This window comes from Paucibacter sp. DJ2R-2 (assembly GCF_025717675.1).
GTDB lineage: Bacteria > Pseudomonadota > Gammaproteobacteria > Burkholderiales > Burkholderiaceae_C > Paucibacter_A.
The window spans coordinates 119,023-139,461 of record NZ_JAJIRT010000014.1 but is presented as its reverse complement, the minus strand read 5'-3'; the positions used below and the strand labels follow the sequence as shown (position 1 = coordinate 139,461).

Genomic DNA, 20,439 nt, shown 5'->3' with positions numbered 1-20,439 from the left:
CTGCCTGATGGTGCCGAGCCTGCTGATTCACGCAAGGTCCCCGCTCCACCATCACCATGTCTGCAGACCGCGCTCAGTGGCAACGCTTATCCGCTCTGCTCCATGAGGCCCTGGATCTCAGCGCCGCCGCCCGCAGTGCATGGCTGGAACGCCTTCATCAGGAAGACGCCGCCTTGGCCCGCCAAGTGGCCGACCTGCTCGCCAATGACGCCACCCTGCCCAGCGCCAATGTGACGCGACAGGCCGCCACAGCGGTGGCGCCCGAGTCGCCTACCGAGACCCCGGTCACATCTGAGTCAGCGCACGCGGCCACCCCCACCACCCCGCTGCCACTGCCACTGCCACCGCCGCGACCACGGCTGGGCGCTTGGTGCTTGCTCGAACGGATTGGCCAAGGCGGCATGGGCGAGGTCTGGTTGGCGGAGCGCGCCGATGGGTTGTATCAGGCGAAGGCCGCGATCAAGCTGCTGCGCAGCGATCTCGACGCCCGTCAGCTGGGCGCCCGTTTTGCTCGTGAGCGCGCCTTGCTGGGGCGCCTCAACCACCCGGCCATCGCGCGTCTGCTCGACGCCGGCATCGGCGAAGCGGGCCAGGCCTATCTGGTGCTGGAACATGTGTCCGGCCAAGCGCTCGACGCCCATGTTCGCGAGCATTGCCCGAGCGTGCGTGAACGCGTGCAGCTGCTGATTCGCGTGGCCGAAGCCGTGGACCATGCACATGCCCAACTGGTGGTGCACCGAGACCTCAAACCCTCCAATGTGCTGGTGATGGCCGATGGCCAACCCAAGCTGCTCGACTTTGGCATCGCCTCGCTGCTGGAAGACAACGGCAACCACGACCTGACCCGCCAGGCCGGCCTCAGCCTGACGCTGAACTACGCCGCGCCGGAGCAAGTGCTGGGCGAAGCCATCGACACCCGCGCTGATGTGTTCGCCCTCGGGGTGATGTTGTTTGAGCTGCTGAGCGGCCGCCTGCCCTTCGCTCCGCGCGGCAGCAAGCGGGCCGCCAGCGAACATGCTTTGCTGCACGACGAGCCCCGGCGCCTGCTCCCGGCCGGCGAGCACAGCGGAGACCTGCAAGACCCGCTCAGCCCGGGGCCACCGCTTGATGCCAAGCTGGCCCAAGGCGACCTGGAGGCCGTGGTCACCAAAGCCCTGCGCAAGCGGCCGGCCGAACGCTACGGCAGCGTGCGCGAGCTGATCAACGATTTGCAGGCCTGGCTGGGGCATCGGCCGGTCAGTGTGCGGCGTGAGGACTGGCGCCATCGCAGTCGCCTGCTGCTGCGCCGCCATGCCGTCTTGGCCAGCGCCACGGGCATGGTGGTGTTGAGCCTGAGCCTGGGCTTGGGTGCAGCGACCTGGCAATGGCAGCGCGCCGAGCGCTCGGCTCGCCAGTCCGACCATGTGACCCGTTACCTGACGGATCTGCTGGCGTCGGCCACACCGGAGGCCCATGGCGGCCAATGGCCGACCGTGTTGCAGCTGCTCAATGAAAGCCGCGCCGAGCTGCCGCAGAAGTTCGCAGATGACCCGGACACCCGGCTGCGCCTCCTCGAGGTTTTCAGCAACACCTATGCGGCACTCAACCATTTCGATGCCGCATTCCCCCTCGCCGAGCAATGGCTGAAGCTGGCACTGGAACGCCATGGGGAGGGCACGCCCGAGGCTCTGAAAGCCCAGCTGGGGCAGGCTTGGCTGTGGCAGATCAGCGGCCACCATGTCGAATCGATGAAGCTGCTGGAACCCCAGCTCGGCGCCATCGTCAAAACCTTCGGCGAGGTCTCCGAGCCGCACAGCCTGACTCTGCAAGTGCTGGCCGCGAACGCCATGCACCTGGGCCGCTTGGATGACGCCGAACGCATCCTGACCCAGAGCGGCGCCCTGCAGCAGCGCCTGCACCCGGGTGGCGCCTTGGAGCGCGCCGACTATCTGAACAATCTGCGCGTGCTGCGCAATGAGCAAGGCCGGCCGCGCGAGGCACTGGCCGCGCTGGAAGGTACACGCGACCTTTGGGGCACGAGCGACCCCAAGCTGGCCATGCAGATGCTGGTCATCCGCCAGAACCACTTGACCGACCTGCTGCGCCTGAACCAGTTCGAGGGTGCGCTCAGCACCCACCGCACCCTGGTGGAAGACATGAACCGCGTGCTGGGGCCGGGCAATGCCCTGAGCTTTCTGGAGCATCGCAGCTTCATCAACGAGTACTTCCTGGCACGTGGCCAGTACGGCGAGGCGCACAGCGAGCTGCAGGCCTTGATCGACAAAGCCGCGCACGAGAAGGCCTGGCCCGAAAGCTCACAGCTGCGCCTGCTCAGCATGGCTTTGCTGGCCCAGACCCGCCACCAATTGCAGTCTGCGGGGATGCACAAGCTGCGCGGCGAGCAGGCCATGCCGGCTCCGCTAAGGCAGGAACTGATGCACTTGCTTGATCGGCTGCGCCAGAACAGCGCCCTCACCGCCCGACAGCGCAGCGGCATCGCCCTGGACTTGGCTGAGCTGGCCTTGGCCTATGACGAGGCTGCGCTGGCCGAGCTTTGCATGCAGTCCATCGAAGCCAGCGACCGGCGTGAAGCCCATGGCAAGTCGCGCCTGCTGATGGTGGAAGCGCAACTCGCTCGCGCCCAAGGCGAACTGAGCCGCAGTCGCAGCTTGCAGGACAAGCGCGTGACCGCACTGGAAGCCAGCACCGACCCGGCCAGCGCCTTCAACTGGTCGGCCCATCTGGACCTGGCCTACACCCAGCTGCTGCAAGGCGAGACCCAGGCTGCCCAAGCCAGCTTGGAACGCGCCCTCGCACGGCGCCCCGCCACGCTGCCCGGCGGCCATCCACTGGACAGCCTCGGCGCCAGCCTGCAGGCTTGGATCAAAGCCGGCACCAAGGCCTTGCCATCCAAGCCACGCGCTTCACTGGGGGCGGCATTCATCAGCGGCTGAGGGCCTGACGCAAGGTACTCAGGGCTGAGGGCGATCGATCACCTGTTTGAGGATCGTCAGGCTCTCAGCGACAACCCAATGACTGTTGATATCCAGGCGCAGCACCTGGCCATCCTTGTCGTCGTTGACTTCGATGCGGGCCGGCTCGCCGGCCTTGACGATCAGGGCCGGTTTTGCAACCACTCGCAGATTGCCGTGCCAATCCTCGCCCGAGGCATAGGGCACGCTGGAATCGCTACGCAGGATGACCAAGTCCAAGCGGAACTTGTCATCGGCCATGGTCGTGGGTTCCAGACGAATCATCCAAACATCCTCCTCGGTCTTCTCGCCTGCTTTTTTACTGAAGAAGAAGTTGGACTTGGACTGGTAGGACGTCACCCGCAGCGCTCGACGCAACTCGCCATTGACACTCAAGTCCACATCGGTCTCCACCAAGTGATAGCCCTCCTGCACCGGTGGAACGGTCGGCTTCGTGGCCACCGGAGCCGGCGTGGGTTTCAGGGCATGAACCAGGCCGGCGCTGCCGAGGCTGAGCCCCAAGGTCAGGGCCAGGGCCAGGCGGCGTCGCCACTGGGGCAGGCGGTGGTGGTCTTTCAGCATATGAACTCTCTCCAGCAAAGGGTGTTGGGCCTGCCAGCTACAGGCCAAGGTACTGCCATGGGAATTCGGCGTCAGGGACTGCAGGTCTTGGGCCTTGAGCAAAGCGCTGGCGTAGAGCGCCAAGGCGCTGCGCGGTTGCTGCAGGAGCACGCGGGCATCGCAAGCCAGCTCCTGATCGGCACGCAGGCGGCGCAGGCCCCACCAGGCCAGGGGGTTGAACCAGTGCAGGCAGCAGAGCAGACTGGCCAGCAGCTGGCTGAGGTTGTCGCGCCGGCTCAGGTGCACACCCTCGTGGGCCAAGATCAAGGCCTGCTCGGCCGGGCTGAAGCAGGCCTCGAAATCCTCGGCCAGACACAGGCGCGGACGCAAAAGCCCCACCAGGGCCGGGCCGGTGCCGGCCGGCGAGCGCCAGCAACCCGTCGTTGCATCAAAGCGCAGCCGCCGCAGCAGCTGGGCATGGCGCAGGGCCAGCAGGCCCAGGCACAGCAGGGTTCCGAGCAACCAGATCAGGCACAGCCAAGCTGGCAGCCCCAAGCTCGCGCCGGCTGCGGCGCCCTCGGGCAGGCCAGCCCATGCCGGTAAAGCCTCGCTCCAGGTACCCAAGGCCTGGGCCTTCAGGCGCAGCACCACGGTCGGACTCCATGCCTCGGAACTGGGCAGGGCCTGCGCCAGCAAGACCAAGGGCAGGGCCAGCCAGGCCGCATAGCTGGCACCGGCGCCAAGTAGCCACAGCATTGCCGGCCGAAGCAGCCACAGCAGCAAGACCACGCCGCTGAGCATCAGCGTTTGCACGCCCAGCCCGTGCAACAGCCACGTGGACACCGAACTCAGGTCTTGGGCCTCAGTCATTTTCATAGTCCTGGATCAGCTGCTTGAGCGCCTTCAACTCGGCGGCATCGAGCTTGCGCTGGGCCGAGAAGTGCGCAACCAGCGGGGTCAGGCGCCCCTGAAACAGTCGGTCCAGCAAACCCATGCTCTGCGCGCTGAGCCAGGTCTCGCGCTGCAGCACGGGGCTGTAGAGATAGCGGCGGCCGTCTTTCTCGGCGCTGATGGCGCCTTTGTTGAACAGGCGGTTGACGAGGGTCTTGATGGTGGCCAGCTGCCAGTCCTGGCGCTCGACCAGGGCTTGAGCGATCTCATCCGTGCTCTGAGGATGGCGCTGCCAGAGCACCTCCATCACCTGGGCTTCGGCCTCGGAAATACTCGTCGTCGCGGCTTGGTCTGGCGGGCTCATGAGGATTGATTACTTTTGTAAACGATGGCTAATGTTTACTTATGTAATCGACGGCGTCAAGCAGATTTTTCACTTGATCGATATTTGCAGGCGGCGCTATAGCAACATCTGACACCCCTGGCAAGCCCTGATATGCGGGTGTCACAGAGCGAACTTAGACTCGCGCCCACAAAGTGTGATCAAAGTCACGGTTTTTTGGGGTCCAGCGCCCTGCGCACCCACCGGACTTTTCAGCACGATAGAGAGGACGTCGTACGTGGAACTGCTTGAAACATCGGCCTTGCTGCGCTTGTTTGCGCTTTACACCCATGTGCTGGCCTGCTTTGCTGCAGCTGCCGGCGTGGTTCTTGGCGATGTCGCCATCTTCATGCCCAAGCGTGTCGATCGGCTGCTCTTGCAGAAATCCACGCGCGTGGTCAGCTGGGCCTTGCTGGCACTGTGGATCTCCGGCCTGGGGCTGATCGGCATCGACACCGGCTTCGACCCGGCCGTCATGCTGGACAAGCCCAAGCTGCTGGCCAAGCTCAGCGTGGTGCTGGTGCTGACTCTCAATGGTTGGGCCCTGCACCGCTGGGCCTTCCCCCTGCTGGCCTCGCCTCAGGAGGAGCCACAAAAGGCCGCCGGCCTGCCGGCGCTGCTGGGCGGTATCAGCAGCGCCTCCTGGCTGTTCGCGGCTTTCCTGGGCGTGGCCAAGCCCCTGGCCATCGTCTTGCTCTATCCCGGCTTCATGGGCCTCTATGGCGTCACCCTGCTGGTGGCCGTCGGCGCTGCGCTGAGTCTGGGCCGCCAGCGCCTGGCGCGCCAGCTGTTGGTCAGTGACGACGACACCATCTACAGCGTGCTGCAGGACGAGCCACGCGGCATTCAGGCCACCTAAGGCCTGGGCTCGGATTTAGCCGGCGCGCTGAACCAGGCGCTGCGCGGCACGAACTTGGGGCTGGCCGGGTCGCTGCGGTAGTGCGGCGACATGATCTGCACGCCGTACTCGTTGAACACATCTTGGATGTGGGCGTGCAGATTGCTGAGCACCTCGGCACGCGGGCGTGGCTGGCTGGGCACGGCCTGGCAGACCAGGCGGTACTCCGGGTAGAAATCCGACAAGGCGGTCTGGAACACCCGCGCCGGCGGCATGTCGAGCACGCCCGGTGTGCGGCGCGTCGCTTCCAGCAACATGGCCTCGACCTGGCGCCAGGGCGTGTCATAGCCGATCGTCACCGTGGTGTCGACCACATAACCGCTGCCATGAACGGCACGGGAATAGTTCTTGGTGACCGAGCCCATGACCAGGGAATTGGGCAGGGTCAGCTCCTCCCCCAGGCCGGTGCGGATGCGGGTGGTGAACATGCCCAGTTCGGTGATGGTGCCCTCATGCTCCTGCACCCGCACATATTCCCCAACACGTATGGTCCGCGAAAACATCAGGATCAGACCGCTGGCACCCTGGCCGACGATGCTGGAGGCGCCCAATGAAATCATCAGACCCAGCAGCACCGACATGCCCTTGAAAGCCTCGCTGCCCGAGCCGGGCAAGTAGGGATAGGCCATCACCAGAGCAAACAACCAGATGCCGGTGTTGATGATGCGGCGCGAGGGCCGCACCGTGTCGCGGTCCATCCAGCCCAGGCTGGCCTCACCGGTCTCGATGCGGTCGAACACCGGCTTGAGCATGCCGGTCGCCGCACGCGCCATGCCAAAAATAATCAGGGCGATGAAGAGGTCGGGCAAGGCGCGCAATATGCCGCCGCCGATCTTCACCAGCACCTGGAGAAGGTAGGCGCTGAGTTGCTCGCCCCAGGGGCGTGTGTAGGGGAACTGGCTCAGCACCAGGCTCAGCCACTGGTAGCTGAGCAGGGCAATCAGACTCCAGCTCAGGCCCATCACCAGCCAGTGGCTGAAGCTCAAGAGCTTGTCCCGCTGCAGCAGCGGCGTGCCAGCCAGGTGCAAGGCACCACTGCGCTGCGCCATCTGGGCGGCCAGGCGGGCATCAAGCGCGTGCTGGCCGCGCCGCACCGCCCACACCAGGGCGGCAAACACCAGGCTGGCCGCCAAGCTGATCAGAGCAGCGTGCCAGAGGCGCGACTGGTCACGGCTTTCGCGCGTCTCGGCAATCAAGAGCTCCAGCTGCCGTTTGGCATGGGCCACGGTGCTGTCGAGCGTGGCGCCACTGGCCACGTCGACATCCTCGGGCGTCAGGATCAAGGCCATCTCACCGTCCAGCATCAAGACCTGACCCTGGCCCTCCTTGCGCACCAGCACCACGCCGGCCCCCGAACGGGCCAGCACCTCGTTCATATAGAGATGGGTGCGGCGCGCCCGCTCGGCAGGGCTGACGCCCAAAAACGGCGCACGGTACTCGGCGATGCGGCGATTCAGGATCTGCACCGGTGCGTGGGTCGGCGCCGCCGAGGCCGCCGCGTCCGCCGCCAGCGCCTGGGCACTCGAAGGTCCGGCCGAGATCGCCAGCACAAGGACCAGAGCCCCAGAGCCGAAAACTGACTTCAATGACATGCGCATGCGACGACGCTCCCCGACTGATGGACAGCCAGCCCGCGGCTGGCGCGGCAAGCATATCGCCAGCCGCGCACCAATCTGTCGCAAGGCAGATGCACCAAAACCGGTCTCGCTGGCGCCCGGCACCAAACAGGTTCATGCTGGGCCGGAGCAGGCCGCAGCAGCGCCGCAAGCCGGATCAGGCACAGCCCTTGCATTCATCGCCAGCACTGGCCACGGAGACACCATGCACGCCCTCACCCTGCCCGCCCCGGGCCATTACGACGAGATGCTGCTGCCCAGCGGCGCCCTGCGGCCGCATTACCAGTCCTTCGCGCACTGGTTGCATGCCCAGACCCCCGAGGCCCTGTCCAAGAAACGGGCCGAGGCCGACCTGCTCTTCCACAAGGTCGGCATCACCTTCGCCGTCTACGGTGACGAGGCCGGCGCGGAGCGCCTGATCCCCTTCGACACCGTGCCCCGCATCGTGCCGGCGGAGGAGTGGCGCATGCTGGAAGCCGGCCTGCGCCAGCGCGTCAATGCACTGAACCGCTTCCTCTGGGACATCTATCACGACCATGAGATCGTCAAAGCCGGCCTGGTGCCGGCCGAGCAGGTCTTCGCCAACGCCCAGTACCAGCCGGCCATGCAGGGCCTGGATCTGCCGCATGGCATCTATGCCCACATCACCGGCGTCGACCTGATCCGCCACTCCGACGGCGGCTACTACGTGCTGGAAGACAACCTGCGCGTGCCCAGCGGCGTCAGCTATATGCTGGAAAACCGCAAGATGATGATGCGGCTCTTCCCCGAGCTGTTCGCCAAATACCCGGTGGCGCCGGTGGCCCACTACCCCACCCTGCTGCTCAACACCTTGCGCCATGCCTCGGTGGCCGAGAACCCGACCGTGGTGGTGCTGACACCGGGGCCCTTCAACAGCGCCTACTTCGAGCATGCATTCCTGGCCCAGCAGATGGGTGTGGAGCTGGTTGAAGGCCAGGACCTGTTCGTCAAGGACGAGTTTCTCTACATGCGCACCACGGTCGGCCCCAAGCGGGTGGACGTGATCTACCGCCGCATCGACGATGCCTTCCTCGACCCGCTCGCCTTCCGTGCCGATTCGATGTTAGGCGTTCCGGGCCTCTTGTCCGTCTACAAGCAGGGTCACCTGATCCTGGCCAATGCCATCGGCACCGGCGTGGCGGACGACAAGTCCATCTACCCCTATGTGCCGGACATGATCCGCTTCTACCTCGGCGAAGAGCCCATCCTGCACAACGTGCCGACCTGGCAATGCCGCAAGCCGGCCGATCTCGACCATGTGCTGAACCACATGGCCGAGCTGGTGGTGAAAGAAGTGCATGGCGCCGGCGGCTACGGCATGCTGGTCGGCCCGGCCTCGACGGCGGCCGAAGTGGCCGAATTCAAGGAACGGGTCAAGTCCAACCCGGCCAACTACATCGCCCAGCCCACCCTCTGCCTGTCCAGCTGCCCGACCTTCGTCGAGGCCGGCATCGCGCCGCGCCACATCGACCTGCGGCCCTTCGTACTGACCGGCCGCGAGGTCAATATGGTGGCCGGCGGCCTGACCCGCGTGGCCTTGAAGCAAGGCTCCCTGGTGGTCAATTCGTCCCAGGGTGGCGGAACCAAAGACACCTGGATCCTGGAGGCCTGATCGATGAGGACACAGCCCAAATTCCTGACCGCAGAGCTCGCAGAGAGCCGCAGAGAGTCGCTGAGAACACAGGGGAAGTGCAAGGAGCGCGAAGCGACCTCTGCGCTCTTTGCGCAGCTCTGCGCACTCTGCGTCCCGAATTGTTCGCTGCAGCCATGATTCACCGAGAAGCCCACCATGCTGTCTAGAACCGCCGCCCAGCTCTACTGGATGAGCCGCTATGTCGAGCGCGCCGAAAACCTCGTGCGCATGCTGGACGTCACCCATTCCCTGTCCCTGCTGCCTCAGTCGCGTGGCGCCATGACCGAGTTGGCGGCACCGCTGGCCGTCACCGGCACGCTGGAAGCCTTCACCGCCAGCCAGCAACCGCTGGAGGCCGAGCGCCTGTTCAACTTCATGGCCCTGGACCTGGACAACCCGGCCTCGGTGCTCAGCTGCCTGCGCTCGGCGCGCGAGAACGCCCATGCGGTGCGCGGCCAGATCACCGCCGAGATGTGGGAGGCCATCAACAGCACCTGGCTGGAAGGACGCGAGTTCCCCAAGCGCGGCATCGCCAGCGTCTCCAGCTTCTTCGACTGGGTGAAGGAGCGCTCGCACCTGTTCCGCGGCGCCACCTACGGCACCTTGCAGCGCAACGATGCCTACTGCTTCATCCGCCTGGGCACCTTCATCGAACGGGCCGACAACACCGCCCGCCTGCTCGATGTGAAGTCGCAGCTGATCGAGCCGGCGGTCGACAGCCTGATGCCCGTGGATGTGCCGCAAGAAAGCGCGCCTGATTTCTACGCCTGGAGCGCGCTGCTGCGCTCGCTCTCGGCCTTCGAGGCCTACCACGCCGTCTACCGCGACGCGCTGGACAGCCGGCGCGTGACCGAGCTGCTGATCCTGCGCCCCGATGTGCCGCGCTCGCTGCGCGCCTGCTGCGACGAGATCCGCGCCATCCTGCCGCAGATCGAGGCCCGCAGCGGCTCGCTGGACGCCGGCCGCCAGGTCAAGCAACTGGCCGGCCGCCTGGCCCTGAGCCTGGAGTATGGTGAGGTCGGCGAAATCCTCGCCACCGGCGTGCACCGCTGGCTGACCGGCTTTCTGCAGGAGTCGGCCGAGCTCAGCGATGCGATTCGTGCGGCGTATTTGGAGGCGAACTGATGCCAGGGGATATCGTGAATCGTGACTGGTGAGTCGTGAATCGTGATCGGCTGACTGCCAGGTCACGCATGTTCAGCGAACCACTCACCACCACCCATTCACGATTCACGATTCACGATTCACGACTCACCAGTCACCAGTCACCACTCACCACCATGCACCTCGCCATCCACCACGAAACGGTCTACCGCTACCAGCACCCCGTGCAGCGGAGCACCCAGTATCTGCGTCTGACGCCGAGCGAGGGTGCGCGGCAGAAGGTGCTCAGCTGGGACCTGAGCCTGCCGGGCGCGGCCAGCCGATGCCTGGACGCCTACGGCAATGTCATGCATGTGCTGGCCCTGGACCGGCCGCACAGCGAAATCCACCTCTACGCTCGCGGCGTGGTCGAGACCGACGACAGCCCGCCGACGCCCGACCCACAGGACGGCCGCTTCCCGCCCGAGGTGTTCCTGCGCGACTCGCCCCTGACCCAGGCAGATGCCGCCTTGCGTGACTTTGCTGCGGCCCACGCGGCCGCCGTGGCGGCCGACGCGCGCGACGGCTTGATGGCCATGCTGCAGGCCTTGGCCGTCCACATGCCCTACACCCCCGGCTCGACCGACGCCGCCACGCCGGCCGCCGAGGCCTTTGCCGCGCGCCTGGGCGTCTGCCAGGACCATGCCCAGGTCTTCGCCACCTGCGCCCGCCTGCTCGGCGTGCCAACGCGTTATGTCAGCGGCTATCTGGCGGCGGACACCGAACATGTGGCCAGCCACGCCTGGGCCGAGGTGCGCCTGCCAGGCAGCGCCGCCGAGGGCGGCGGCTGGTTGGGCTTTGATGTCAGCAACCAATGCCTGGCCGGCGGCCGCTATGTCCAGCTGGCCATCGGTGCCGACTACCTGGACGCCTGCCCGGTACGCGGCATGCGCTTGGGTGGCGGCAGCGAGGCCTTGCGAGCCAATGTGCAGGTGTCGGTCGCGCCGGCGCCTCAGCAATGAGCGGCGGCGGGGCGCAAAAGCAGCGGAGATAATCGCAGCGCTCCCGTGCTCCTGAACCTAACATTCCCCCGGCTGCCCCATGACCTACTGCGTTGCCATGCGTCTCGACGCCGGCCTCTTGTTCGCCTCGGACTCGCGCACCAATGCGGGCGTCGACCACATCGCCACCTTCCGCAAGATGAATGTCTTCGAAGCGCCGGAAGAGCGCCTGATCGTGCTGCTGAGCGCCGGCAACCTGGCCACCACGCAGAGCGTGATCAGCTTGCTGCGGCAGCGCCTGGAGCATGAAGGTGAGCACCTGCTGAACCGCAAGTCCATGTACGACGTGGCCGAACTGGTGGGGCGCACGGTCAAGGAAATCGTCGCCCGCGACGCCAATTCGCAAAGCCTGGGCCAGGGCGTGGACTTCGGCGGCAACTTCATCGTCGGCGGCCAGATCCGCGGCGAGGAGCCTCGGCTTTTCCATGTCTACGCCCAGGGCAACTTCATCGAAGCCTGCGAAGACACGCCCTACTTCCAGATCGGTGAGTCCAAGTACGGCAAGCCTATCATCGACCGCGTCATCAACACCGGCACCTCGCTGAAGGAAGCGGCCAAGTGCACGCTGATCTCGTTTGACTCGACCATACGCAGCAACCTCTCGGTCGGCCTGCCCATCGACATGCTGCTCTACCGCGCCAACAGCTTCGCGCCGGCCGCACCGCACCGCGTCACCGCCGACGACCCCTACTTCAACAAGCTGCGCCGCGGCTGGGGCGAAGGTTTGAAGCGGGTGTTCGCCAAGCTCCCAGACGAAGACTGGTTTGCCTGAGAGCCGGGAGCCTCAAGCGGCGTCAACCCGCCAGGCCGACGTAGACCTCTTGCACATCATCGTGCGCATCAATGGCGGCCAGAAAAGCCTCGACCTCTTCCAGCTCGGCACCGCTCAGGCTGACCGTGTTCTTGGGCCGATAACCCAGCTTGGCCGAGACGACATTGAAGCCATGCTGCGGCAGGGCACGGCAGACCAGGTCCAGATCGGCCGCATCGCTGAGGAAGACCGTGGGAGCCACTTCGCCATCTTCATCCGCCTCGCCGAGCTCGAAGTCCTGGGCGCCGGCCTCGATGGCGGCGAGTTCGGCATCAGCGCCTGCTTGGGCCGGGTTCGCCTCGATCAGTCCCAGATAGCTGAAGTCCCAGGACACAGAACCGGCCGCGCCGAGCTGGCCCTTGCGAAACAGCACGCGGATCTCAGACACGGTGCGGTTGACGTTGTCGGTCAGGCATTCGACGATCACCGGCACGCGGTGCGGGGCAAAGCCTTCGTATGTGACGCGCTCGTAGTGCACCGCGTCGCCGAGCAAGCCGGCGCCCTTCTTGATCGCACGCTCCAGAGTCTCGCGCGGCATCGAGGCCTTGCGAGCCTGCTCGACCACCATGCGCAGTCGCGGGTTCAGGTCAACGTCGGCACCGCTCTTGGCGGCCAACTGGATTTCCTTGGACAGCTTGCCGAAGATCTGCCCTTTGGCATTGGACGCCAGGTCCTTGTGCTTTGCTTTCCACTGTGCGCCCATGTTGCTCGGTCCTTTTTGTTGTTTCGAGGGGATGACTCAGCCCCGATTGTCGCGGACGCGTGAGCTGCGCCGCCCGGTATCGAAATTTGCCTTCTTGGCCCTGCAACGGTGCAGTTGGCGCACCTTGTGGGGGCAGGTCTTGCCTCCGACTTGGCCGCTGGGTGCCGGCAATGCGTGCAGTTTGACAAGTTTTGAAACAAATCAAACCCGCATGAGGAATGGCAGACCGGCCACAAGCGGCGATATTTGAGTCCACAACACCCCAGCGACGCTGAAGCCAGGAGCCAGCCATGAACACCAGCGGTCCCACCGCCCCCAGTTTTCTCTACCGCAGCGAGGCCTTTGCCGAAGACCTGCCCGACCTGCCCGTCTGGAGCGCGTCGGAACGCCGGCCGCGCCGGGTGCTGAGATCGCTGTGGGTGGCCGCCGCCCTGTTCATCGGCGCGGGTAGCACCGCCCTGGCCTGGATCGGCTACCGCATTTAAGAGTTCGCGCCTTTTTTACTGCGCGACTGTCATCCGTCGTTGGTCCGGTGTTGGCTCCGACATCACATTCGCTCTGCGAATATGAGTCTCGCCGCAACTTCGTTGTCGGAATCCTCACGTACAGAAAGTACGTTCCGGTTCCTGCGCTCCGTCCGCCTCGGCCAGAGGCCGAGTCCTTCGCCAGTCAGATCCAGTCCTCAGGACTGGATCCGTCCGGGCTCAGCCTAGCCTGACAGCCGCTCGCTACAAAAAATCGCAAACTCTAAGGCGGCACATTCCGGGGCGCTGCTCCCGCAGCCCCCCATTCACATCACATCAAGGCATCAAGCGTCGCGACGACGCTTGACCGCGCCCAGCAGGCCCACCAGGCCCAGGGCCATCAAGGCGTAGCTGCTTGGTTCCGGCACAGGCGCCATGGCCGTCAGCACGATCAGCTGGGACTTGACGCCCGGAAGGGCCGAACCAGTCTGATCCTGTTCGGCGACCAGGTAGATGGTGCCATTCTCGTCGATGGTCACACCTTCGATGCCGTTGTTCGGCAGCACATTGCTGAGATCGAAGCTGCTCAAGACCTGACCCTGGCGGTTGACCTCGACCAGCTTGCGTGAGCCCAGGCTGAGCAAAAGCAGGTTGTCTGCGCCGGCCGTGCCGGTCAGGCTGTCCACGCCCGATAGGCTGGCCACATCCGACAGCGTACTCAGGCCCAAGCTGCTCGGGTCGAACAGGCTGCTCATGGCGGCCACACCGCCGCCCGGCGGGGTGGAGCCATCGCCCGAGGTGGACGGCGGGTTGCCGGTGGCCGCGGCGAAGCTCAGGCTGCCGATCAGCAGGTTTTGCGGTGTCTGCTGCTTGACGGTGATGAAGCTGCCGCCATTGCGGGCGTCGTAGGCCAGGCCTTCGATGCCGTTGTTGCCGACCGCATTGTTGGCAATCGAGACAAAGGCGTTCTTCAACTGGGCGCTGCCGCCATCGACAAAGCTGAAGCGGTAAACATCCTGCAGGCGCTCTTCGCTCAGGGCCAGCACGCCGTCACCCAGATAGGCCAGGCCTTCGGTGTCGTGCTTGGTGCTGCCGGTGCCGCTCCAGTTGAAGGCCATCTTGCCCAGGGTCTGGCCGGTCAGCGAGATCTCGACCACGCCGCTGCCTTCATCGCCTACGTAAAACAGAGTGCCGCGGTCGCGGGCATAGCTGACAGCCGACGCTTCCAAGCCGGAGATCTGGCCTGCTGTCGTGCCACCGAGCAGGTCCAGTGCATAGCTGGCTTTGACCTGGTAGTTGGCGAGGTTGAGGCTGTTGCCGGCTTGAGCCAGGCCGCAAGAGGCGGCGAGCATCGCGAGAAGCAAGTGTTTGATTTTCATAAGGATGAGAAGTCCGTGACTGTGAGCGGGCGAGGCGGGCTGGCTATCAGCGCGAGCGCTTGCGTGCGACGGCGGCCAGCAGGCCCAAACCGGCCAGCATCAAGGCATAGCTTTCGGGTTCCGGCACGGCAGCGGCGATCAGGCCGGGTGAGCCGATCTCCTGACCATCGGCCGAGAGGAAGGCGCCGTTGACGCCGACCACGCTGAGTTGGCTGATGGGGCTGTTGTTCAGGCCGGCCGCGTTGTCGAAGGTCCGAAGCGGCGCTGCTGTGCCGGAAGCGCCGAATTCCACTCGGGCTTGCAAAGCGCCGCTGGTGTCGAACACATTGACCGCGTCGCCGCCGGTACTGAGGCCCACGCCGGCCCCCACATACAAGCCGATCTGCAGGCCCGCTGGCGCCTGGGCCGCAAACCAAGTGTTCAGAAAGCTGGCCGTGACTGCTTTCTCGGTGAAGATCACCGACTCGCCCGCGCCAATGCTGGTGATGCCGGTCAGGGCCACTTTGGCCGTGCCGTTGGAGTTGTCGTCCATGGTCCAGCCGACCAAGCTCAGGGCGCTATTGCCGAAGTTCGTCAGTTCAAACCAGTCGGCGCCATAGGCGGAATTGCCGCTAGACCAGGCCGAGACTTCGGTGATCTTGAGCTGGGCCTGGGCCGGTGCACTGGCGAAGGCCAGGAGGGCGACCAAGGCGCTCAGGGCGGAAGGAGCGGAGAAGGGACGAGCTGATTTCATGTTCTGCCTGGTGGAGTGGTGGGGGCCCGGTCGCCTGGGCCAGGGGGCGCAAGCAGGGGCCAGCCCCCAAGCGCGGCGCCAGTGTGTCCAGGGCCTGTGACAGCTTGATGTGATGCACCAGTGGCGGACCGGCCGCCTACCGGTTGCCCCCTGGGTGCGGGGGTACGGCGTTGCTGGCGCCATGAAGCGAGCCGCTTTCGGCACACTTTGCTGCAGTGCACAATATGGCCATCGCCAACAAGCAGGGGTCCCTGATGCGCCGTGTTGTGTTCAATCAAAAAGGCGGAGTCGGCAAATCGACCATCACCGCCAATCTGGCCGCCATGGCCGCGCACCAAGGCCGGCGCACCCTGCTGGTGGATTTGGACCGACAGGCCAATTCCAGCCGCTACCTGATCGGCGACGCCGCCGACGAGGAACAAGCCGGCGCGGCCGAGTTCTTCGAAACCACGCTCAAGTTCAGCGTGCGCAGCCCAAAGACCAGCGACTTCATCGTCGCCACGCCCTGGGACAATCTGCATCTGATGCCAGCCAGCGCGGCGCTGGACGAACTGCACAGCAAGCTCGAGAGCCGCTACAAGATCTACAAGCTGCGCGACGCCCTGGCCGAGCTGAGCGAGGACTATGACGAGATCTGGATCGACACCCCGCCCTCGCTGAATTTCTACACCCGCTCGGCCCTGATCGCGGCCCAGAGTTGCCTGATCCCCTTCGATTGCGACGAGTTCTCGCGCCGCGCGCTCTATGAGCTGCTCGACAACGTCAAGGAAATCCAGGCCGACCACAACCGCGAGTTGCAGGTCGAGGGCATCATCGTCAACCAGTTCCAGGCCCGCGCCGCCCTGCCCCAGCGCACGGTGCAAGCCTTGATCGACGAAGGCCTGCCGGTGCTAACGCCTTACTTGAGCGCCAGCGTCAAGATCAAGGAGTCGCACGAACTCTCTCGCCCCATGGTCCATCTGGACCCGCGTCACAAGCTGACGCTGGAGTTCGCCGAGCTGTACGCCGGCCTGTCCTGAAGCGACCGACAGCAAGGATCCGAGAGCGGGAACCAGGCTGAAAACACAGCCCCAGGCTTCAAAAGCAAGTAAATCGTGGCCGCGCGCCAGCGCTTGTCACGGTTGTGTCACAGAGCGTCCAAAGAATGGCTCGCAGGTCGCGGCATGGGTGTCATTGCGCACACCTCGCCGCTCCGGCCTGCGCCCTTTGTTTGCCCCACTCTGAGGACTTTGCATGCTGTCTGCACTTCAACTCAAGCTGGGCATGCGCCTGGCATCCGCCCTGCCTGTCGCGCTCTTCCTGGCGCTCTCGACTGCCCAAGCGCAGGTCGTGGAAGTGGCCGGCTCGTCCACCGTGGCCAAGTCCATCGTCGAGCCCAGCCAGGCCAAGCTGCGTGAGGCCACAGGCATCGAACTGAAGATGCTGTCGGTGGGCACCGGCAAAGGCATGCAGATGCTGTTCGACGGCAAGGTCAAGGTGGCGGCCGTGTCGGCCTCGCTGGACGAGGCCGTGGACGACGCCAAAAAGGCCGGCAGCGTGGCCGCGCCCGCGGGCCTGAAGCTGCACACCCTGCTGACCGATCAGCTCGTGCCCATTGTTCACAACGACAACCCGGTGAAGGAGCTGAGCCGCGAACAGCTGCGCGGCCTGCTCAGCGGCAAGCTGCAGAACTGGAAAGAGGTCGGCGGCCCCGACCTGGCCGTGCTGGTCGTGACCGGCGCGCCCGGCTCGGGCACGCGCGGCGTGCTGGAAAAGCAGTTGCTGGCCGGCCAGGCCTTCGCCAGCGGCGCCAAAGAGCTTCGCACCAGCGCCGCCGAACTGGCCGAGGTGGCGCGCGACAAGGCCGCCATCGGCTATGTCGGCTCGGGCACGGCCGAATCGGCCAAGGGCAAGATCAAGGAATTGAAGGCGCCAGCGCTGTCGCGCCCCCTGGGGCTGGTGACGGTCGGTGAGCCCACACCGGAGGTGCGCAAAGTACTCGACTACCTGCTCAGCACGGAGGCCAAAAAGCTGTTCCTGCAATAGCGCCCCGCAGCCCGTTCGGATCCAGGGAGTTCAAATGAAAAAAGAGATCACGATCCAACGCACGCTGCTCGCCGCCTTCGCCGCCGTCATCCTGAGCCTGTCGGCTCTGGCAGGCGTGGCCTTGTGGCAGGTGCACGCCCTCAGCGAACAGCTGCAAGCGGCCACCCAAGACCTGGTGGCCAAGCTGGCCTCGGTGTCCAGTCTTGAGGCCAACAACCTGGGCCGCGCCATCACCGTGCGCGACCTGGCCATCAACGAGGACATCAAGGTCCAAGCCCAGCTGCAGGCCGAGCTGAAAGCCCAGGCCGACGCACTGGGAGCATTGGCCGCCCAGCTGGACCAGAGCCCCTGGACGCCCGAGCAGGCGGCCCAATGGGCCCAGCTCAAGGCCGGCACGGCCACCATGGAGGCGCTGACGCGCCAGCTGCCCGGCATGATCGACGAAGGCCGCTTTGACGACGTCAAAGCACTGGTGGTCGAAAAGGTCCGGCCCGCACAGCTGGCCCTGAACCAGGTCACGGCGCAGCAGCGCCAGCTGGTCAACCAGGAAGCGCAGCAGATGCGGGCCCAGGCCGAAGCCGCCATCCGCGAGGCCCGGCAGTCGCGCGCCGGCATCGTCCTCGGCCTGCTGCTGCTGGCCAGCGCCTCGATCGCCATCAGCCTCTGGGTGGCACGCCGCATCAGCCGCCAGCTTGGCGCCGAACCGCAGGAGCTCATGCGGGTCTGCCAAGCCCTGGCCCAGGGTGACTTCAGCGTGCCGCTGCAGGGCCGGCCGGGCAGCGTGATGGACAAGCTGGAGCACACCCGCCTTTCGCTGGCGCAGCTGGCCAGCGGTATCGCCCAAGCGGTGCAAAGCATGAGCCTGGCTGCGCAGGAGATCAGCGTCGGCAACCAGAGCCTCAGCGGCCGCACCGAGCAACAGTCCTCCTCGCTGCAGCAGACTGCCGCGGCCATGGAGCAGATGACCGGATCGATTCGTGAGGCGGCCGAGCACTCACGTTCCGCCACTCAAATGGCCGACTCGGCGCGCAGCGTGGCCGAGCAAGGTGGCCAGCATGTGCAGCAGGTCGTGCACACCATGAACGAGATCGCCGGCGCCAGCCACAAGATCGCCGAGATCATCGGCGTCATCGACGGCATTGCCTTTCAGACCAATATCCTGGCGCTCAATGCCGCGGTCGAGGCGGCCCGCGCGGGGGAACAGGGGCGGGGCTTTGCCGTGGTGGCCAGCGAGGTGAGGCAGCTGGCCCAGCGCAGCACCCAGGCCGCGCGCGAGATCAAATCCATGATCAACAACTCGGTCGAACGGGTCGAGGTGGGCAACCGCCTGGTCAACGAAGCCGGTGCATCGATGGAACGCATCGTCGACGAGGTCCGCCAGGTCTCGGCCCGCATCGCCCAGGTCACCCAGGCGGCCGAAACCCAGAGCCGGGACATCTCCCAGATCAACGCCTCCGTGTCCAGCATCGACGCCGGCACGCAGCAAAACGCAGCCCTGGTCGAGCAGACCGCGGCCGCGGCCGAGAGCCTCAAGTTCCATGCCGAGAAGCTGGCGCAATCGGTGGCGGTGTTCCGCTTCGCCTGAGCCGACGCGAACGCCTTTCAGCCATGAAAAAGCGGGCTCTGCCCGCTTTTTCTTTTCTTTGTGCTGGGCCCACCCGGGCCTGGTTCAGACCTTGCGGCTGCGCCTGGCCATGAAGCCGACCACACCCAGGCCCGCCATCAGCAAGGCATAGCTGCTGGGCTCGGGCACCGGCGTCACGTCGATGCCGAAGGTGTAGAGGCTGTTGTTGCGGTTGGAGACACCACTGACGGTGATGCTGTAGTTGCCGGCGATGGCGTCGCCCGCGCCCTCCAGGATCTGGAAGGAATTGCCCGCGGTCAGGTTCAGGGGTACAGCGCCGGGCAGGTTGCCGCCGCTGACGGTCGCCTGGAAGTTGCTGAAGGCGAACTCGGGGCGCGAGAAGTTGGCGCTGATCAGCACCGACACATCGCTGTAGCTGCTCAGCGTGAAGTTCCAGGTATCGCTGAAGCTGACGCCGTTGGCGAAGGTCGCCGAATTTTGCTGCGCGCCCGTGGCGGTGATGTCACCGAGGTTGTAGGTGGCGGCCTGTGCCGCGCCACCTGCCAGGGCCAATACGGCCGCGAAGGCCAAGGTCGAGAATTTCATGCCGGAGCCCTTCTTTCTCTGTCGGAAGGTGTCGGGGTCGCTTGCGTCCCGCGCCACCCGTCACTGCGGCAAAACAGCCGCGGTCTGTGAAGCAAGAATATCGCAGTGGAAAAGACCTGGGATCCGCAAAAACGGGGGGGATGGGAAAACACGGGGCCAGCCAGCCACGTGCGCCCCAGTCAGACGGGGCCGTCCACCCGCATCGAGAAGTCCACGGCCTTGATGTCCTTGGTCAGGCGGCCGATCGAGATGCGGTCCACGCCGGTGGCGGCGATCCAGCGCAGCTGATCCAAGGCCACGCCGCCCGAGACTTCCAAAAGCGCACGGCCGGCATTGAGGCGCACCGCCTCGATCATCTCGGCCTCGCTGAAGTTATCCAGCAGCACGCTGACGGCGCCGGCGGCCAGGGCCTCCTGCAGCTCGGCCAGGGATTCGACCTCGATCTGGATGTCCACCCCAGCGTTCAGCGCCTGGGCGGCACGCAAGGCCTCGGACACGCCGCCGGCCGCGGCGATGTGGTTTTCCTTGATCAGGATGCCGTGATACAGCGCGAGGCGCTGGTTGGCCCCGCCGCCCACGCGGACCGCGTACTTTTGCGCCAGGCGCAGACCGGGCAGGGTCTTGCGCGTGTCCAGCACCACACAGCCGCGCGGGTTGCTGCTGGCGCCGGCGATGGCGTCGACATGGGCGCGGGTCAGCGTCGCGGTGGCCGAGAGCAGTTGCAGAAAGTTCAGCGCCGGGCGCTCGGCCGTCAGCAGCAGGCGGCCGTCTGCTTCAATCTGGCACACCAAGGTGTCGGCGGCCATGCGCGCGCCTTCCGCGTACAGCCATTCGATGCGGCTGCTCGGGTCGAGGGCGGCAAACACCGCCTCGAACCAATCGCGGCCGCACAGCACCGCGTCCTCACGCACCCGCACATGGGCTTTGACGCGCCGGCCGGCCGGCACCAGTTGGGCCGTCCAGTCGCACACGCCGACATCCTCGAACAGGGCGTCGCGCACATTGCGCTGGCGGGCTTGGTCCAGGGTCTCGTTGTGGTCAAACATGGCGGGCGGCT

The 20,439-nt window shown here is 65.7% G+C and carries 18 protein-coding genes; 10 read left to right on the top strand and 8 right to left on the bottom strand.

Annotated features, from left to right (window positions below):
• The first annotated feature begins 56 nt into the window (after positions 1-56).
• Positions 57-2,933, top strand: coding sequence for a serine/threonine-protein kinase (locus LNV28_RS23610; RefSeq protein WP_263518011.1), 2,877 nt, complete (start codon positions 57-59; stop codon positions 2,931-2,933).
• 18 nt (positions 2,934-2,951) lie between these two features.
• Here LNV28_RS23610 and LNV28_RS23605 read toward each other — a convergent pair whose 3' ends face one another.
• Both LNV28_RS23605 and LNV28_RS23600 read right to left on the bottom strand, forming a co-directional pair.
• Positions 2,952-4,382: a M56 family metallopeptidase gene (locus LNV28_RS23605; RefSeq protein ID WP_263518012.1), complete on the bottom strand. Its 1,431-nt coding sequence runs from the start codon at positions 4,380-4,382 to the stop codon at positions 2,952-2,954.
• Positions 4,375-4,767: a BlaI/MecI/CopY family transcriptional regulator gene (locus LNV28_RS23600; protein ID WP_263518013.1), complete on the bottom strand. Its 393-nt coding sequence runs from the start codon at positions 4,765-4,767 to the stop codon at positions 4,375-4,377. Before LNV28_RS23600 ends, LNV28_RS23605 begins: the two co-directional genes overlap by 8 nt.
• A 256-nt stretch (positions 4,768-5,023) precedes the next feature.
• On the opposite strand from LNV28_RS23600, the gene LNV28_RS23595 reads away from it, so the two are divergent.
• A complete protein-coding gene (locus LNV28_RS23595) occupies positions 5,024-5,644 on the top strand; it encodes a hypothetical protein (protein WP_263518014.1) in 621 nt (206 codons plus the stop codon).
• Here the strand turns inward: LNV28_RS23595 and LNV28_RS23590 are convergent.
• Complete coding sequence (locus LNV28_RS23590) at positions 5,641-7,275, bottom strand: mechanosensitive ion channel family protein (RefSeq protein ID WP_263569049.1); 1,635 nt, start codon at positions 7,273-7,275, stop codon at positions 5,641-5,643. The genes LNV28_RS23595 and LNV28_RS23590 overlap by 4 nt on opposite strands.
• A gap of 229 nt (positions 7,276-7,504) precedes the next feature.
• Between LNV28_RS23590 and LNV28_RS23585 the strand changes: the two genes are divergently transcribed.
• The 4 genes from LNV28_RS23585 to LNV28_RS23570 all read left to right on the top strand — a co-directional run bounded on the left by LNV28_RS23585 (position 7,505) and on the right by LNV28_RS23570 (position 11,869).
• On the top strand, positions 7,505-8,932 hold the full coding sequence (locus tag LNV28_RS23585; protein WP_263518016.1) for a circularly permuted type 2 ATP-grasp protein: 1,428 nt from the start codon (positions 7,505-7,507) through the stop codon (positions 8,930-8,932).
• 177 nt (positions 8,933-9,109) lie between these two features.
• Positions 9,110-10,078: an alpha-E domain-containing protein gene (locus LNV28_RS23580; RefSeq protein WP_263518017.1), complete on the top strand. Its 969-nt coding sequence runs from the start codon at positions 9,110-9,112 to the stop codon at positions 10,076-10,078.
• Positions 10,079-10,233: 155 nt separating this feature from the next.
• Complete coding sequence (locus LNV28_RS23575; RefSeq protein WP_263518018.1) at positions 10,234-11,058, top strand: transglutaminase family protein; 825 nt, start codon at positions 10,234-10,236, stop codon at positions 11,056-11,058.
• A 79-nt stretch (positions 11,059-11,137) separates the two neighbouring features.
• A complete protein-coding gene (locus tag LNV28_RS23570; protein WP_263518019.1) occupies positions 11,138-11,869 on the top strand; it encodes a proteasome-type protease in 732 nt (243 codons plus the stop codon).
• A 22-nt stretch (positions 11,870-11,891) separates the two neighbouring features.
• Here LNV28_RS23570 and LNV28_RS23565 read toward each other — a convergent pair whose 3' ends face one another.
• Positions 11,892-12,611, bottom strand: coding sequence for a YebC/PmpR family DNA-binding transcriptional regulator (locus LNV28_RS23565; protein ID WP_263518020.1), 720 nt, complete (start codon positions 12,609-12,611; stop codon positions 11,892-11,894).
• A gap of 290 nt (positions 12,612-12,901) precedes the next feature.
• Between LNV28_RS23565 and LNV28_RS23560 the strand changes: the two genes are divergently transcribed.
• Entirely contained in the window at positions 12,902-13,096 is a 195-nt protein-coding gene (locus tag LNV28_RS23560) for a hypothetical protein (RefSeq protein ID WP_263518021.1), read from the top strand.
• A gap of 323 nt (positions 13,097-13,419) precedes the next feature.
• On the opposite strand, the gene LNV28_RS23555 is transcribed toward LNV28_RS23560, so the two are convergent.
• Complete coding sequence (locus tag LNV28_RS23555; protein WP_263518022.1) at positions 13,420-14,454, bottom strand: SdiA-regulated domain-containing protein; 1,035 nt, start codon at positions 14,452-14,454, stop codon at positions 13,420-13,422.
• A 46-nt stretch (positions 14,455-14,500) separates the two neighbouring features.
• Entirely contained in the window at positions 14,501-15,187 is a 687-nt protein-coding gene (locus LNV28_RS23550; RefSeq protein WP_263518023.1) for a lamin tail domain-containing protein, read from the bottom strand.
• A gap of 254 nt (positions 15,188-15,441) precedes the next feature.
• Here LNV28_RS23550 and LNV28_RS23545 point away from each other — a divergent pair, with 254 nt between their 5' ends.
• From LNV28_RS23545 to LNV28_RS23535, 3 genes are all read left to right on the top strand, one after another.
• Positions 15,442-16,206: a ParA family protein gene (locus LNV28_RS23545; protein WP_263518147.1), complete on the top strand. Its 765-nt coding sequence runs from the start codon at positions 15,442-15,444 to the stop codon at positions 16,204-16,206.
• Between the two features lie 214 nt (positions 16,207-16,420).
• Positions 16,421-17,212: a substrate-binding domain-containing protein gene (locus LNV28_RS23540; RefSeq protein ID WP_263518024.1), complete on the top strand. Its 792-nt coding sequence runs from the start codon at positions 16,421-16,423 to the stop codon at positions 17,210-17,212.
• Between the two features lie 34 nt (positions 17,213-17,246).
• Positions 17,247-18,797, top strand: coding sequence for a methyl-accepting chemotaxis protein (locus LNV28_RS23535; RefSeq protein WP_263518025.1), 1,551 nt, complete (start codon positions 17,247-17,249; stop codon positions 18,795-18,797).
• A gap of 84 nt (positions 18,798-18,881) precedes the next feature.
• Here LNV28_RS23535 and LNV28_RS23530 read toward each other — a convergent pair whose 3' ends face one another.
• Together LNV28_RS23530 and nadC are read right to left on the bottom strand one after the other, a co-directional pair.
• A complete protein-coding gene (locus LNV28_RS23530) occupies positions 18,882-19,382 on the bottom strand; it encodes an FxDxF family PEP-CTERM protein (protein ID WP_263518026.1) in 501 nt (166 codons plus the stop codon).
• A 179-nt stretch (positions 19,383-19,561) separates the two neighbouring features.
• Positions 19,562-20,428, bottom strand: a complete 867-nt coding sequence (gene nadC, locus LNV28_RS23525) for a carboxylating nicotinate-nucleotide diphosphorylase (protein ID WP_171826669.1) — start codon at positions 20,426-20,428, stop codon at positions 19,562-19,564.
• Positions 20,429-20,439: the final 11 nt, after the last annotated feature.